The following is a 16,027-nucleotide window of genomic DNA, read 5'->3' as shown; positions in this document are numbered from 1 at the left end:
GGTCATCGCGCTGTTTCCGCAAGCGTTACGCCCAATCTGCGTGGCCCGAGTCACACCCCGTAAGCGGTCAAAAGCAGTCAGACGTGGACAGAGAAGATCATCGACGCCGTCAGGCCCGGTCACACCCATGGCCCGCGGCGGCCCGGTGCCGCCCAGGGCGGCACCGGAACCCCGCCGGACCGCTGGACCCCGCCGGACCACAGAGGGTCCGGCGGGGTCCGGCGACGGCCGGCAAGGAGCCCGGTGCCGCCACGAGCACCACGAGGACGCCGCACACCGGCGACCGCACCGCTGTGGCCGCGAGGTCAGTGCTCGCGCGGGGCGGGCACCACGCGCTCGACCTCGGGATGGACCGTGAGCAGTTGACGCATGGCCGCCTCGGCCGCCGCGCCGTCGCCGGTGCCGAGCGCGTCGACGATCCGCGCGTGCTGCGCGAGCGACGTCTCGTTCGCCCGGTCACAACCCGTGACGGGGCCGCCGGAGACCTGGAGGGCCGCCGAGACGATCCCTGAGAGGTGCTCCAGCATGCGGTTGCCGGCGGTCTGGATGAGCAGTGCGTGGAACTCGTTGTCGGCGCGCGAGTAGGTCAGCGCGTCGCCCTGGGCCATGGCATGGCTCATGATCTCGACCATGTCGCAGAGGCGCTGCTGCACCTCCTCACGTCCGTGCCCGGCGGCGAGGCGGGCGGCGAGCGGCTCGATCGTCCAGCGCAGCTCGCTCAGCTCGCGGCGCTGGTCGTCGCGCTGGGGCCCGAAGGCCCGCCACTCGATGATGTCCGGATCGAGCAGGTTCCAGTCGCTGACGGGACGCACGCGCGTGCCGACGTTCGGGCGGGCACTGACCAGGCCCTTGGCCTCGAGGACGCGGAGGGACTCGCGGACGACGGTGCGGGAGACCTCGAAGCGCTGGCCGATCTCCTCCGGCACCAGCGGGCGGTCCGCGCCCAGGTCGCCGGAGACGATCATCTGTCCCAGCTGCTGAACGAGTTGGCCGTGCAGTCCACGTCCGCGGCTGCCCGCGGCACGCCGGCCCACGCGGCCCAGTTCGGGGTCTGCGCCTTCCCAGGAGGGCGCTCCGACGCGATCGGCCACCTGGGGCTCTGCGTAGGGGTAGCGGTCGAGTTCGCCCGGGCCGGCCAGACCGGAGTCGGTGGAGCGGGCGGCGGTCATCATGGTGTGCGCAAGGGTACTCACGGATCCTTTGTCGGCGCCGCCTCCAACTCCCTTGAGGTCTTTGGTGAAAAGCACACGAAAGGGTGATCGCTCACCCCGTCGCAATTGACGCCTTATCGGAAAGAAATGGGCTTTCCAGCGGGGAGTTGTGCACATGGCGGGATCGGAAGTGCACGCATGCCGGTCACCAGAACCGGGTGCGAAGCGTCGTGCACACATAGGCGCACAGCAGCCCCGACAGCGACAACGCCAGTGCTCCGCCCACAGGTTGGGCGAGCACCCGTGCAACTCCGAGCAGATAGCGCTCGCCTCCGAAGGGCCACTGTGACAGGAGCACTTCCCGCATCCGCACCGGGAACCCGGCGGCCATGCGCAGGGCGGGGCCCCGCATCACCTCGTGCACGAGGGGCATGACGACAACGGGTACGGCGAGTACGGCGGCCAGGCCACCCGAGGTGGACCGGAACACACCGGCCGCCAGCACACCGGCCCAGGCGCAGCCGACGACGAGGCCGAACCAACTCGCGGTCAGCGAAAGCCAGTCCGCGGGAACTTGTGTCAGCTCCCGTCCGTAGACGATGTAGAGCGCTTCGGCGTCGCAGCCCATGGTGGAGAAGGCCAGCAACACCGCGGTGACTCCGGAGACGAGCAGTTTCGCGGTGAGCAGGCCCAGTCGACGGGGCACGGTGCCCCGGTCCGCCGCGAGGGCGGGGTGGCGGAACTCGTCCCCGAAGGCCAACGCGCCGAGCAGCCCCGCCGCGAGCGCCGCGGGCGGCAGCGGCAGCTCCCGCGGCCACGCGGCGAACAGCCGTGCCTGCTGGGTGTGGCCGATCCGGGCGAGCAGTACGGCGGTGAGCGCGGACACCACCAGCACGGCACCGCAGGTGAGGAAGCCGGCACCGATTCCGGTGGCGCGCCGGATCTCGTAGCGCAGGGGGCGGAGGGGGCTGGGGGCGGGGCGGACGGAGATGGGGGGCGGGAGAGGGGGCAGGGCGTCGAGGGAGCGGACGCCGTCGGGTCGCGCGACACGGGCGGCCTGCGACTGACGGGTGCCGGGGTTCCTGGCGCCGGGGAGGCGGGCGCGGAGAGCGGAGATGGCCGCGGCCGGGGTGTTCGTGCCGCCGCCGGTCCGCGGTTCGTGTGCGGCCGGGACCGCGTCATGCCCGGCGCTCGTCATGGCCGCCGCACCGGCGGCCCGACCGCTGCCGGCTGCTGCGAGCGGCTCTGCGGGAGCCGCTTCGACGCCTCGGCCGGGCGCGTCCTCGCGGCCCGGCTCAAGGCCGCCGTCGGCTTCGGTGAGCGCCCCTGCGGGAACCGCTTCCGCGCTGTCACCGGGCACGTCGTCGTGGCCAGGTTCAGCACCGCTGTTGCCGCCACTGTCTCCGCTGTGGGCCGTCGCGCCCCTTCCCGCGAGCGCGTCGGCGTGCGACGAGCGCTCGGACGGCAGGTGAGGGACGGTCTCCCTGTCGTCCGTCTCCGGCCGGGGGGCGGTGGCCTCCCCGAGCGGCGGCTCGTCACCGCTGCCAGAAGGCACCCGGTCCCCCGGCAGCAGTTCTTCGTTCGTGGGCATGCTGGACGCGGCCCGCTGCGGCGCCGAGGTGTCCTCAGCGGCGTTCTCGCGCTTCTCCGCCGAGAAGCCGAACGGCATGGCACGCCGTTCTCTCGCCGAGGGAACCGACGCCGAGCCGCCCGGCTCTCCTGACGGGCGGGCGGATGCCGCAGCCTCCTGCTCCGGCGCGGGCGTGTCGGGCACGGAGGCGTCGGTCCCCGCCGCCGCGCCGACCACCGAGGTGCCTGTCGCCAAAGCCGCCACACCGAGCCCCGGGGCACCCGGCTCCACCGTCGGCAATCCGCGCACGGTCGGCTCCGGTTCCCCCGCAGGCAGACCCCGCGCCGGCGCCTCTGACTCCACCACCGACAGACCGCGCCCCGTCGCCTCCGGCTCTCCCTCCTGCAAGCCACGCAGGGTGGTCTCCGGGTCCACCGCCGGCGCGTCGTGCTCGGTCGTCTCCGGGTCCGCCGGTGGCCGGCCCGGCGCCGTAGCTGCCCGCTCTGCCGATGGCACGTTCCCCGCCTCTGCGCCCGGCTCCCCCGACCCGAGACCGTCGGGACCGACACCGGCTCCCGGCCCCATGTCGCCGGTCTCGTCCGCGAGTTGGTGGACGAGGATGCCGTGCCGGAACGCGGTCTCGCCGACGTCGGCTGTCGTGGAGCCGTACACCGAGAGGCGGTTGCCGCCCTCCCGTACGACCTCGACGGAGCGGCGCGCGATACGGGCCTCTTTGGTGAGCAGGGCCGCGAGCCGCGCCGCGTGCGGGCTGCGGACGGCCACCCGCGGGCGCAGCCGGGTCCGGGCGAACTCCCGTCCCTCCTGGTCGGCCACGCGTCTGCCGCCGTCGAGGGTGACGACCCGGTCGGCGGTGCGTGCGGCCTCCTTGGGGTCGGCGGTGGTGAAGACCACCGTGCCACCCTGGTCGGCGTGGGCCCGCAGCATGCCGTGGAGCCATTGCGCCTCTCGGGTGGAGAGGCCGCCTGCGGGCTCGTCCAGGACGAGTGTGTGCGGGTCGGGCAGCAGGGCGCAGGCCAGGCCGAGTCTGCGGTCCATGCCGCGCGAGAGCGTGCCGAGGCGCTCCTCACGGAGGCTGACGAGGCCGACCGCTTCGAGGACCTCGTCGGCCCGGCGCGCGGGAACTCCCGAGGCCGCGCACAGCATCCGCAGATGCCCGCGGACCGAGCGGGACGGATGTCCGGGCACGTCCCCGAGGAGTACACCGACCTCTCGCGACGGATGAGCGATCCGGTGCAGGGGTCGCCCTCTGAAGTAGGTGATGCCACGCCCCTGTTGAAGTTCGAGCATCAGCCTGAGCACCGTCGTCTTGCCCGCGCCGACGCCTCCGAGGAGCACGGTGACATGTCCCGCGCGCGCTTCGAACGAAACATCGTCGACGGCGGGCGGGTGCGCCTTGCGGGAATTGCTGGTCAGTCCGAAGGCCTGGATCACCTGCAGCAAGATAGCGTGCAATGTCCAGTTTTTCTGGTATATCCCGATCTATAGCCGTGTGTAATGCGGGGGATGCGGGCGACGCGATGCGCGTTGCGCGGTTCGGCAGAGCCCGGTTGGGCACATCCGGTCGTCCCGCCCGACGGTCCGGGCGCCCGGCCGTCCGCGCGTCTCAGACCTCGGGACGCAGCATCGGGGGGTTGAGCAGAGTGGCTCCGCCGGCCCGGAAGAGCTGCGCCGGCCGGCCGCCCTGCCGCGTGGTCGTCCCTCCGGTGGGGACCAGGAATCCGGGAGTCCCGGTGACCTTGCGGTGGAAGTTCCGCGGGTCGAGGGCCACTCCCCACACTGCCTCGTACACCCGGCGCAGCTCTCCCACGGTGAACTCGCTCGGGCAGAACGCGGTGGCGAGCGAGGAGTACTCGATCTTGGAGCGGGCCCGCTCCACGCCGTCGGAGAGGATCCGGGCGTGGTCGAAGGCGAGCGGTGCCACGGGCTCGCCGTCGCGGCCGTAACCGCCCTGCTGGAGCAGTTCCTCGACCGGCGCCCAGCGCGCGTTGCTGGCGTCGCCTCCCGCACGCGGGGCGGGCAGGTCGGGCGCGAGCGCGAGGTGCGCGACGCTCACCACTCGCATACGCGGGTCCCGCTCGGGGTCCCCGTACGTGGCGAGCTGCTCGAGATGGGCTCCGTTGTCCTGGGCCGGAGCCGAGGGGTCATGTGCGCACAGCCCGGTCTCCTCGATCAGTTCACGCGCCGCCGCCTGGGAGAGATCCTCATCGGCCCGTACGAAACCGCCGGGCAGCGCCCAGCGCCCTTGGAACGGGGGCTCGCCCCTGCGGATCGCCAGCGCACACAGGGCGTGGCGGCGCACGGTCAGCACGACCAGATCCACGGTGACGGCGAAGGGCGGAAAGGCTGACGGGTCGTAGGGCATGCGGCGATCATAGTCGTCTGCCTGACGATAAACACTCCCTTCGCCGGCCGCATCGATGGTCGTTCCGCTTCGTTCGGGTATGGGGCGCAGGATCTGCTCCTGTTCTTCGTTTCCGTGACGTCGTACGAGGTCAGACTCCCAGTTGCAGGCCGTCCGCCGCCTCTTCGACCATGGCGAGGCCCAGTCGGCTGACGCGCACGGCGAACGGGGCACCGGCGACCCGCAGCCCGGTCAGACCGAGTTCGCCGAGCGGCGCGCTCCGCACGGGACGCAGGGTGACCGTACCGGCCGGGATGTCGGGGCGGATGCCCACGAGTGAGACGAGCATCATGATCGCGGATGCCGCCGCCGTGGCTGCCGGCCGGCAGGCCGCGGGGTGCGCGAGGGGAGCGCTCTCGCTGAATCGCTGCTCGCCGGCGAACATGTCCGGCAGCCGGTGGCCGAAGTGTTCCGCCGCGTCCAGCAGTCCTCTGAGCAGGCCGCTCGCTTCCTTCTCGTAGCCGGCGGCAGCCAGTCCGGCGACGGCGAGTGCGGTGTCATGGACCCGGACGGCTCCGGTCCGGTGACCGAACGGGTTGTATCCCGTCTCCTTCGCGCCCAGCCCCCGCAGTCCCCAGCCCGCGTCCATGGCGGGCGTGCCGAGCAGCCTGGCGAGGTGTTCGGTCTGTACGGGATCGAGCAGGCCCGGGGCGAGCCGACCGGACCCGAGCAGTCCGGTGTCGAGAAGGTGGACGGCGGTGGAGCCCAGGTGCGGCACGGGGCGGCCGTCCGGTGCCAGAGCCGCGGCCGGACGGCCGCCGCCGCGGTCCTCGACCCAGAAATCGGCTCGGAACGCGGCCTGCAGGGCCTGGGCCCGCTGGCGTGACTCGATGACGCCGGGCCGGTCGAAGGCTTCGAGGAGATCGGCGCCGAGCACGGCCGCGCGATACGCGTGGGCCTGCGTGTCGCAGCGGGCCGGGCCCCCTGGCTGGGGGTCGGGGAGGTAGGGACCGTCACCGACGGTGTTCTGCAACCAGGTGAGGCAGCGTTCCGCCGCGGGCAGCAGCTCCCTGGTCTCCTGCTCGGGGAGTCCCCAGCGGCGAGCCTCGGCGAGCAGGACGGGGAAGAGCAGGGTGGCCTCCGTGCCCGTGCAGCCCGGCGGGAGGAGCGGGCCGGCGTCGCGTCGTGGTCCGGGGATCAGGCCGGCCTGTGGACTTCTGTCCGGGAGCTGGGTGCGGGCCAGGGTGCGCAGGGTGCCCAGGGCGAGCCGGGTGCCGAGCGGCAGGGTCATGCGGGCCGCGGCCAGGGCCTCGGCGGGGGCCAGTCCGCAGCGCCAGGGCGCGCCCGCGGCGAGGTGGGTGTCGGAGGGATGGGCGAGGTCGCGCAGGAGCAGGGCCTGGAGGTCGGCGATCGCAGTGTGCAGCAGCGGGGCCACCCGGGGGTCGTCACCGGTCGCCCGGGCTGGGGCGAGCGGGCTGGTGGTGGCATGTCCCGCCGGCCGCAGCGGCCCGGCGCCGTCGAGCCGCACCCGGAGTTCGACGGCTGTCATGGCGCCCGGCGGCAGCCCCAGCTCCCATCGAAGCAGTCCTGCTGACGCGAGGGCGTCGGAGGGCGGCGGGTCGGCGATGACGGAGGCGGCGGCACCGGTGGTGGCCCAGCGCAGGCCAGAGTCGTGGACGGTGGCGGGGAGTTCGGGGCCGGCCCTGCCGGAGGCGATGACGGCGAGTTCGGCGAGGTCCGTACCGAGGGCCACCTCGACGGGCAGCTTCAGCGGTCGCACACCGGCGTTGCGCAGGGTGATCCGTTCGGTTCCGTCGGCACGGCGGGTTCGCTCGACCACGACATCCGGATCGGGGCCCGTCGACAGGGAAACACGCAGTGTCCCCACGAAACGGGCGCTGTCGGCGCTCGTCATCCTGGCCTGCACGGCCAGCGGTTCACGGCCGGCCACGCGGACCTGACACCGTGAGAGCAGGCGCCTGCCACCTCGGTAGAACCCGTCCAGTCCCCGGCCGGTCAGCTGTGCCTCACCGGAGATGGCGAGGCCCGGCAGCGCGACACAGATCAAGGCTGCGTGCGTGGGCGGGAGTTCGGGCACGGGACGGCTGCCCTGCGGGGTACGCACCGGCGAGGCGGCGCTGGGCCGGCGGCCGCGGCCCGGTGTCGGCGCCGACGGCCGGCCGAGGCCGGCCGAGGAGTTCGGCCCGGGAACCTTGGCAGCGGGCTGAATGCCGATGGTCTGCCGCGCGGTGATGGTGTCACCGCCCGGTGGGAACCACTCGCGCCTGTCCCAGGGCGGACGTTCGCCATCGGCGGTGGTGGACGAAGTCGGCTGCTGGTGCATGGGGTGGCTTCCTCCGCGCTCGGTGCGCCTCGGACCTGCTGGACGACCGGGCGGTCGCCCTGGAGGACAAGGGTCGTACGGCGGCTGGGCCCGGCCAGGCGTTCCGCCACTCAGGTGAACGGGGCGGGACTCGTCCGGGTCACGGTTCGTCCCGGGGAAGCCGACAGGGCAGTGGCGGGACGGGAGGGCAGTACCGCCGCTCGGGGCGCCGACGAGCCGGTGCCACCAGCGCAGGCGTGGAGGGCCGGGGTGTCGCCCCGGAGTGGTCGGACAGGCCCGCTGGGCCAGACGGCCCAGAAGGGTGCCGCCGCGGCAGCCGGACCGGCGCGCACGCGGCCGGTTCCCGGGCAGCCTCCCGGGGCGTGCGCCGGATCCCACGTTTTCCTCTGCTGCGCCACGTGTGTTCCGTTCGCGAACCTGCGCGACCGGGTACGTGCCGACACTCCCGAGACCGCTGCTCACCGGTCCGCCTCGGGCTTTCGGTCGTCGCTCCCCGACGGAGCCTGACTGCTCGTGGTGTCGCATGCCTCGACCGCGCGCGTGCGCAGGCCGCCCGGGCCGCGGCTGCCGGGGCGGGAGGGTTCGGCTGTTGACGGGCCGGGGCGGGAGCCGGCCGGCCTGCGCCGTCCGCCCGTGGTCCGAGCCGTGCGAGGGGCGTCGCTTCCGTCCGCCGAGTGCGGTCGGCGCCGCCGGCGTGTGCCCGTCCCGCGGCACGCTTCGGCGCCCTGGTCGTCCGCCCGCCCACTCGCTCCCGGCGGAGTCGCGTCCTCGGTGGGGGGAAGCCCGGCCCGAGACGTTGTCTCCTCCGCGGACAGCTGCGCGCTGTTCTCCGTCGGCACATGCCTTGCGCGGTCCGCACCGCCCTCGCCTTCCACACCGTGCGCGCCTTCCGCGCCGTCTGAGCCTTCCGCGCCGTCTGAGCGGTCTGAGCCTTCCGAGCCTTCCGCGCGGATCGCCCGCAGACAGCGGCGGATCGATTCCGGGTCCAGGCCGTCGTTGCAGGCCTGGTGCAGCAGCCGGGCGAAGAGATAGTCGGAGTCCGCGCCCAGCGCCATGGCCAGTGCCTCGCGGGCCTCCAGCTCGTCACCTGTCGACCAGGCGACCCAGCCGGCCAGGGTCAGCGGGGCCGCGGCGTGTTCGCCGTAGGGTCCGACACAGCGGCGGGCCAGGGCGCGCCAGAGCCGGAGGGCCGGACCGGCTTCGTCGCCCTCCATCCAGGTGGCCGCGCGGTCGCGGGTCGTGCGGTCCTGGAGTCCGAGGATCAGCGTCGCAGCCTCGTCATGCGCGAGCAGGTCGTCGTCGCGCAGGTCCGCCGGATGCGCGCCGGACACCGGTGCCGCGGCGGCGAAGCGGCGGATGATCCGTTCGGCAAGGCCCAGGGTCTCCTGCGCCACTTCCGTGCGGGAGGCCTCGTCGAGCATGCGGGGCACCAGGGTCATACCGGCCGCGTCCAGGGCGATCTCCTGCTCAAGGGCCGCAGTCGTCTCCCAGGGCTGCAGCCTGGCGCGCAACTCCCGGAGTGTGCCGCGCACTTGGATGCCGGCGTAGGCGGCCGCGGCGGCCAGGACGGACGTGCCGGGAAGGCCCATCGGAGAGCCGTCCTCGGGGCAGCAGCCCTCGGCCGGGCAGCAGTACGACCAGAAGCGGCCGTCGGAGATGCACAGCGCCTCGATGACCGGCACGTCGAGTTCGCCGCACTGGGTGCGCAGCAGGTGGGCCAGCCGCTCGAGCCGTCGTTTGACATCGCGGCCGGACTCTCCCGGGGCCGGCTCCTGACAGACGTAGGCCACCATCTGCTCGGGCCTGCCGCCGCGTCGTTTGCTGCCGGTCACCAGTCCTTGGGCGAGCTGGCGTGCGGCCGCCTCCCAGTCCTCCTCGTGCGCGGGGATGCCGAGCCGGGCCCGGCCGCCGAACCTGCCCCGGCCTTCGCGGTCGTGCAGGGCCACCAGCACCATGCTGTCCTCCGGGCGGTAGCCGAGGAGGTAGGGCAGGGCATCGGCCAGCTCGGCGGGGGTGCGCAGCGTGACCTGCGTGTCGTGCGCGGACGGGCCGGTGAACGGCTCCTGTCCCGAGATGTCGCTGTTTTCGAACGGGCCAATGGCTTCGCTGTGATTCGTCATGCGCAGACGGTCTCGCGGATCTTGGCATTCCGCTTGGCCCTGTGGACAAGTCGAATCAGGGACACGACAAGCGCCGTCCAGGCTTTCCACAGCCGCCGCCGGGCGAGCCCTCAAGCCGGGGGCGCCGGACCTCGACGGCCGCTTTCGAGGCGCCGCGCCGGAGTCCACCAGCCGGACTTGGCCACTGCGCCCCCTGTCAACGTTTTCCCAGGTCAGGCGCTGGATCGCCGGGCTCAGCCCGCCGCGGCGAGCACCAGCGGGAGTACCCTTCCGCTGCCCGCCCGGCGGAGCAGGCGGGCCGCGACCGCGAGGGTCCAGCCGGAATCGGTGTAGTCGTCCACGAGCAGGACGGGGCCGGGAGATGCGGCCAGGGCACCGGCGAGGTCCTCCGGGACGGTGAAGGTGCCCGACAGGGCCCTGAGGCGTTGGGCGGAGTTGCTGCGGTGTGCCGCGTGCGCACCGTGCGGCCCCGTGTACGTCAGGGTGCCGAGGTAAGGAAGGCGGCCGATGGACGCGATGCCCTGGGCGAGGGAACCGACCAGGTGGGGGCGGGTCAGGGACGGTACCGAAACGATTCCGACCGGCCGGGCGGAGGCGTCCGGGACATTCGGCGCCCAGCCTCCCGCGGAGCGCGCCCAGTCGGCGAGGACGGCCACCGCGGCCTGCAGCACATCGTCGGGGACCGGACCGTCGGGCGCGCCCTCCGCCAGCAGGGGCCGCAGCCGGTTGCCCCACCCGATGTCCGAGAGCCGGCCCAGGGCGCGCCCGGCGGAGCACTGCTCCCCGGCCGGAATGCGGCCCTTGAGGTCGATGCCCAGGGCGGGCATCCCCGTCGGCCACATCCGGCGCGGCTCGATCTCCACGCCGGGGCGGTCCAGTTCCTCCGTTGCCCCCTTCAGCGCCTCGACCGACACCGCGGAGTCGATCCACGAGCCGGCGCAGTTGTCGCACCGGCCACACGGGGCCGCCCCCTCGTCGTCCAGTTGCCGACGCAGGAACTCCATCCGGCACCGGGACGAGTGCACGTACTCGCGCATGGCCTGCTGCTCGGCCGCCCGCTGCCGCGCCACCCAGGCGTACCGCTCGGTGTCGTACACCCAGGGCTGCCCGGTGCTCTCCCAGCCGCCCTTCACGCGCTTGACCGCCCCGTCCACATCGAGGACCTTCAGCATGGTCTCGAGCCGGGTTCGCCTCAGGTCGACCGCCGCCTCCAGGGCCGGCACGGACAGCGGCCGTCCCGCGTCGGCGAGGGCCGCGAGGGTCTGGCGGACCTGTGCCTCGGGCGGGAACGCGGTGTCGGCGAAGTAGCGCCAGATCGCCTCGTCCTCCTTGCCCGGCAGCATCAGCACATCGGCGTTCGCCACCCCGCGCCCGGCACGGCCCACCTGCTGGTAGTAGGCGATCGGCGAGGACGGCGAGCCGAGATGGACGACGAAGCCCAGGTCCGGCTTGTCGAAGCCCATGCCCAGCGCGGACGTCGCGACCAGCGCCTTGACCCGGTTCTCCAGCAGGTCGGCCTCGGCCTGCAGCCGGTCGGCGTTCTCCGTGCGGCCCGTGTAGGAAGCCACCTCGAAGCCGCGCTGCCGCAGGTAGGCGGTGGCCTCCTCGGCGGCGGCCACGGTCAGCGTGTAGACGATCCCGGAGCCCGGCAGATCGTCGAGGTGCTCGGCGAGCCAGGCCAGGCGATGTGCGGCGTCCGGAAGTTGGACCACTCCCAGCCGCAGGCTCTCCCGGTCCAGCGGGCCGCGCAGCACCAGGGCCTCACCGGCGCCGGTGCCCAACTGCTCGGCCACATCCGCAGTGACGCGCGCGTTCGCGGTCGCGGTGGTGGCCAGCACCGGCACGCCGGGAGCGAGGTCGGCCAGCATGGCGCGCAGCCTGCGGTAGTCGGGGCGGAAGTCATGGCCCCAGTCGGAGATGCAGTGCGCCTCGTCCACCACCAGCAGACCGGTCGTCGCCGCGAGCCTCGGCAGCATCTGCTCACGGAAATCCACGGAATTGAGGCGCTCCGGGCTGACGAGGAGAACGTCGGTCTCGCCCCGCTCGACCTCCCCGTGGATCGTGTCCCACTCCTCCGGATTGGCCGAGTTGATCGTCCGCGCCCGGATACCGGCCCGTGCCGCCGACTCGACCTGGTTGCGCATCAGCGCCAGCAGCGGCGAGACGATCACCGTGGGGCCCGCTCCGCGGCGCCGCAGCAGCGCGGTGGCGACGAAGTACACCGCCGACTTGCCCCAGCCCGTGCGCTGCACCACCAGCGCACGCCGGCGTTCCTCCACCAGAGCCGCCACCGCCCGCCACTGATCCTCCCGCAACCGTGCCGAGCCCTCCGGGGCACCGACCAGCTCGGCAAGGACGGCATCGGCTTCAGCGCGCAGCTCCAGGGTGTCCATGCCCCCATGCAACCCGATTCCGAGGACCCTCGGCCAATCCACTCACCGTGTGGGCGACCGGCGATCGTGCGTCTGCCAGGTGTCGATCGAGTACGTCCGTGGGGCAGCGCTCGGCCACAATGCCTCCCGGGTCGACGCATCGACGCGTTTATGCAGGTCAGGTCCCACCCCCCTGCATCTCCGGCCGGAATCCAACCCGTCGTCCCGACCGACGACGGGCCGCGCACCGGGCCCAGCGACAGGTGCCCGAGGGGCCTACCGCCCATCGGTATCTCGTCGAAATCTCGTCGACGTCTCGTCGGCATCTCGTCGGCATCTCGTCGACATCTCGTCGACATCTCGTCGACATCTCGTCGAAGGAGGCATTCCGGCCGGTGAACGGGCTTCGTCGGGGCGGGCTTCGGGTCTACTGTCGGACATCGACCGGGGCAACCGGCCGCGTACGCTGCTCGCAGCCCGGCGCCTGCTGATCCACTCCTTGGGCGCTCGGATCTCCCGCGCCCCCCCGGCAGCCGTACGGGGCACGAACCGTCGCCTCAGGCGTCAGCGGTCCAACCTTTGGGTAGGGATATAAGCCACGCACCGCCTGATAACCGTCGGTGGCCCCAATTGCTCGTTGCCGCATCCAAGTTCGACAGGAAGAATTGAGGTCCGCTCCCCGCACGGCTCGTCCGTGATCAGGTTGGGCTCTGCTGCGGTGCGCGGTCCCTCGAATCCGACCTCGCCCGCAGTGTGGGCGCGTAGCCGAAGGGAGGAACGTGACCTTCGGATTCGCCTCGTCCTCGGCAGCCTCGTTGTCGACGTCCGCGTCCGCCGCTTCCGCCAGTCGCCTGCTCGAGCCGGCCGAATGGGCCGACGCCGGAATCCCTCTGCTGCGCAACCCTCGTGAGGTCGTCAGCGGGCTGCATGCCCGCCATCGGCCGGGAATCTCCACGGCGATCGTGGCAGTGCTCGATCCGGACGAGCGACTGTGCGCCAGCGCGTCGTTCACGGGTCGTCCGGCCCCGGCCGACGGCTGGATGTTCCGCAACGCGTTGCTCGCGCAGCTGCGCCGGGTCATTCCCCATGACCTACGGCGCCGGACCCCGGTGCGCACGGCCATTCTGGTCTACTGCCGTGAGGGCGACGCGCGTTGGACGGAGGAGGACGGCGCCTGGATGTGGGGCCTGCGGGACGCCTGCACGCTGCACGGACTGCGGTGCGGGGCGTACATCACGCTGACTCACGATGGCTGGCACGTGCTGGGCGAGGGGCGCAGTGGACGCCGTCCCAGCGCCGACTCCGAGCCGGAGCCCTTCGCTCTGTCGGAGGCCCCGCCGCTCACGCCGCGCACCGGCGGGCCGGTCTCCGAGGTCCTGCGCCGCGCGGCGGCTCGCTGAAGGGCACGGCGGCCTCAGGCCCCGGCCACCGCCAGGACAGCCACCGTCGGCACGTCGTCCCGCCCTGCGCCCGGCCCTCGTTCACCGAGACGCCGAGCGAGGCCGGTGCCGTGGACGTGGCCGTGGGCCAGGCGGGAAGGGTGGATGGCCGCGCCTAGGGGGAAGGGTGGGTGGCCGTGTCGAGGACCAGACCAACGCCTGAGCCGCCCCAGCGGCCGGACGCGCCGTGACAATCCGTGACTGATCGCGATGAGCCGTGACGAGCCGTGACGAGCACTATGAGCCATCCGAGCGGGATGCGATCCCCTGCTCGGCTGCCCTCGGCACGGCTGCCCGAGTGTCATTCACAGGCCGGCCTCGGCGGACACCGCAGCGCCAGCCGACGGCCGGTCCGGACTCGGGACTCCGTTCGGCGACCGTTGCTCCGCATCGGCGCCATGGCGAGGTGCCGGGACGCCACCGAGGAGTGGAACGGCCGCCGGTTGTCCGGGCACGCCGAGGACCACGCCGTGCCCCGCGGCGCCGAGGCGCCGGACGCGGTTCAGACGCCGGTGCCCAGCACCCCGTTGATCTGCTGCGGATCGCCGCAGACGATCAGCAGAGCACCGGCCCGGGCATGGGCCAGCGGAAGGGCCGCGGCAGCAGCGGAAGCGGGGCCTCCGTTGACGGCCATGACGACCACGGGGCGGGTCGCGGCGCGGGATACGACGGCGGCGTCCATGTAGAACACGTCGTCACCGGCGTCGTGCTGCGCCCAGTAGGAGGTTTCGCCGAAGGACAGCTCGTGTTCCGCCCACGGGTGCTGGGCACCGGTGGTGATCACGAGTACGTCGCCCGGGGCACGACCCGAGTCCAGGAGCAGATCCACCGCCTCGTCGGCGGCGTCGAGCGCACCGCCGACCGAGGCCGGGATCAGCTGGATCTGCGGGGCGGCCGCCGTGGCGGCGGGAGCGGCCGGGCCTGAGGGGACCGGCTTGGCCGGAGCCACGTCACGCTGGGTGCGCTGCACCGGCGGAGCCGGCCGCTGAGGGCCGGGACGACCGGGGCGGGACGCCGCGGGACGGGGGCCGGGTACGGGGCGAGGGGTCGGCGCGGTACGGCCGCTGGCCGGAGTGGCGCGGGGACCCTGGGCACTCTCGTGAATCTGAGGCTCCTCGGGAATGAGAGGCATGAGCTGATATCTATCAAACATTGGTGCGGCGCGGGTGACCGGGTGGCACATCAGTGCGATCGGAACTGTCAGAAATCGAAGCCGAGCTGGCCCTCGATCACAGGAACGCTTCCGTCCGCCCAGCTGCGGACCTTCTTGAGGTGCCGCCACTGAGGCAACGCATCAAGATACGCCCACGACAAGCGGTGGTGCGGGGTGGGCCCCCACTCCTCCAGTGCGGCCTTGTGCACGGGCGACGGGTACCCGGCGTTGTCCGCAAACCCGAAGTGTGCATGGTCGACACCCAGTTCGGCCATCAATTTGTCGCGCTGAACCTTGGCTATCACCGACGCGGCCGCCACGGCCACACACGACTGATCGCCCTTGATCACCGTGCGCACCTTCCAGGGGGCGCCGAGGTAGTCGTGCTTCCCGTCGAGGATCACTGCCTCGGGGCGGACCGGCAGGGCTTCCAGTGCACGGATCGCGGCGAGCCGCAGCGCTGCCGTCATCCCCAGGTCGTCGATTTCCTCGGGGGAAGCATGCCCCAGCGCATAGGCCGTCACCCATGCTCGCAGGACCTCGGCCAGTTCTGTGCGCCGCTTGATCGTCAGCAACTTGGAATCGGTCAGGCCCTGGGGCGGGCGGCGAAGTCCGGTGATCGCGGCGCAGACGGTGACAGGTCCGGCCCAGGCGCCGCGTCCCACCTCGTCGACACCGGCAATGACCTTCGCTCCGGTCGTGGCGCGCAGGGAGCGCTCGACAGTGTGGGTAGGCGGTTCGTACGGCATGGCGCCCTTAGCGTACGCCGCCGGGATCGTCGCCCGACACCCCGGTCGCCCGAGCACCGCGCGGGCCGCCGGCGCCTGGGATCAGCCTCCGTGGGGCCGTAGCAGCGGGAGCATCAGCTGGTCGATCATCTCCACGAGATCCTCGTCCCTCCATTCGCTGGCGCACATCTTCGAGCGGTACATCATCATGGCCGGTACGGCATCGAGGACATAGCTGTTGGCGGCGTCCCGGCGAACCTCTCCACGCTCTATTCCACGGGTGATGACCTCACCGAGGAGCTTGACCGTCGGCTCCACCACACCTCCGACGATCACCTCCTGGAAGCGATCCGCCTGGACCCGATCGCACTCGTGAATGACCGAGCGCAGCGCCACACCGAGCGGCGAGTACATGATCTCCCGCACCTGCCGGCACAGGGCGAGGAGATCCTCGCGCACGCTGCCGAGGTCCGGAGCCTTGTCCACCCGGGACAGTCCGGCCGCCAGCGCGTCCGCGACGAGGTCCTCCTTGGAGGGCCAGCGGCGATACACCGCGGCTTTGCCGGTCTGGGCGCCGGCCGCGACTCCTTCCATGGTCAGCCCCTTCCAGCCGACCTCGCCGAGCTGCTCCAGCGCGGCGTCGAGGATCGCGCGCTCCAGCACCACTCCGCGCCGACGAGGGGAAGCCGCCCGAGCGGGAGCGGCCGTCCAGCGCGAGGTAACCATCGATGTCTCTCCAACATGCAGGGGAAGCGGGGATTCCGGGGGGATGCGCCGCGCCGCGGCAG

The 16,027-nt window shown here is 72.6% G+C and carries 10 protein-coding genes; 1 reads left to right on the top strand and 9 read right to left on the bottom strand.

Annotated elements, in window-relative coordinates; translation table 11 throughout:
- Window positions 1-305: 305 nt before the first annotated feature.
- From AB0L75_RS32435 to AB0L75_RS32410, 6 genes are all read right to left on the bottom strand, one after another.
- A complete protein-coding gene (locus tag AB0L75_RS32435) occupies window positions 306-1,193 on the bottom strand; it encodes a FadR/GntR family transcriptional regulator (protein WP_365188196.1) in 888 nt (295 codons plus the stop codon).
- 163 nt (window positions 1,194-1,356) lie between these two features.
- On the bottom strand, window positions 1,357-4,173 hold the full coding sequence (locus AB0L75_RS32430; RefSeq protein WP_365188194.1) for an ATP-binding cassette domain-containing protein: 2,817 nt from the start codon (window positions 4,171-4,173) through the stop codon (window positions 1,357-1,359).
- Between the two features lie 172 nt (window positions 4,174-4,345).
- Window positions 4,346-5,104 carry an NUDIX hydrolase gene (locus tag AB0L75_RS32425; RefSeq protein WP_365188191.1) on the bottom strand — a complete coding sequence of 253 codons (759 nt, stop codon included), beginning with the start codon at window positions 5,102-5,104 and terminating at the stop codon, window positions 4,346-4,348.
- A gap of 130 nt (window positions 5,105-5,234) precedes the next feature.
- The gene (locus AB0L75_RS32420; protein ID WP_365188325.1) at window positions 5,235-7,181 is read right to left on the bottom strand and encodes a glycogen debranching N-terminal domain-containing protein; all 1,947 of its coding nucleotides are present in this window, start codon (window positions 7,179-7,181) and stop codon (window positions 5,235-5,237) included.
- A gap of 704 nt (window positions 7,182-7,885) precedes the next feature.
- Window positions 7,886-9,547 (bottom strand): DUF4192 family protein, encoded by a 1,662-nt coding sequence (locus AB0L75_RS32415; protein ID WP_365188189.1) that lies wholly within the window; start codon window positions 9,545-9,547, stop codon window positions 7,886-7,888.
- 233 nt (window positions 9,548-9,780) lie between these two features.
- The gene (locus AB0L75_RS32410) at window positions 9,781-11,940 is read right to left on the bottom strand and encodes a RecQ family ATP-dependent DNA helicase (protein WP_365188186.1); all 2,160 of its coding nucleotides are present in this window, start codon (window positions 11,938-11,940) and stop codon (window positions 9,781-9,783) included.
- A 758-nt stretch (window positions 11,941-12,698) separates the two neighbouring features.
- On the opposite strand from AB0L75_RS32410, the gene AB0L75_RS32405 reads away from it, so the two are divergent.
- Window positions 12,699-13,319: a hypothetical protein gene (locus AB0L75_RS32405; RefSeq protein ID WP_365188185.1), complete on the top strand. Its 621-nt coding sequence runs from the start codon at window positions 12,699-12,701 to the stop codon at window positions 13,317-13,319.
- Between the two features lie 541 nt (window positions 13,320-13,860).
- Here the strand turns inward: AB0L75_RS32405 and AB0L75_RS32400 are convergent.
- The 3 genes from AB0L75_RS32400 to AB0L75_RS32390 form a co-directional block, all read right to left on the bottom strand.
- The gene (locus AB0L75_RS32400; protein ID WP_365188183.1) at window positions 13,861-14,490 is read right to left on the bottom strand and encodes a hypothetical protein; all 630 of its coding nucleotides are present in this window, start codon (window positions 14,488-14,490) and stop codon (window positions 13,861-13,863) included.
- Between the two features lie 68 nt (window positions 14,491-14,558).
- On the bottom strand, window positions 14,559-15,260 hold the full coding sequence (locus AB0L75_RS32395) for a ribonuclease HII (protein ID WP_365188181.1): 702 nt from the start codon (window positions 15,258-15,260) through the stop codon (window positions 14,559-14,561).
- 81 nt (window positions 15,261-15,341) lie between these two features.
- Entirely contained in the window at window positions 15,342-15,965 is a 624-nt protein-coding gene (locus AB0L75_RS32390; protein WP_365188178.1) for a TetR/AcrR family transcriptional regulator, read from the bottom strand.
- Between the last annotated feature and the right edge of the window lie 62 nt (window positions 15,966-16,027).

This window comes from Streptomyces sp. NPDC052101, assembly GCF_040680235.1.
Lineage (GTDB): Bacteria > Actinomycetota > Actinomycetes > Streptomycetales > Streptomycetaceae > Streptomyces.
This window is presented reverse-complemented; position numbering and strand designations above follow the sequence as displayed.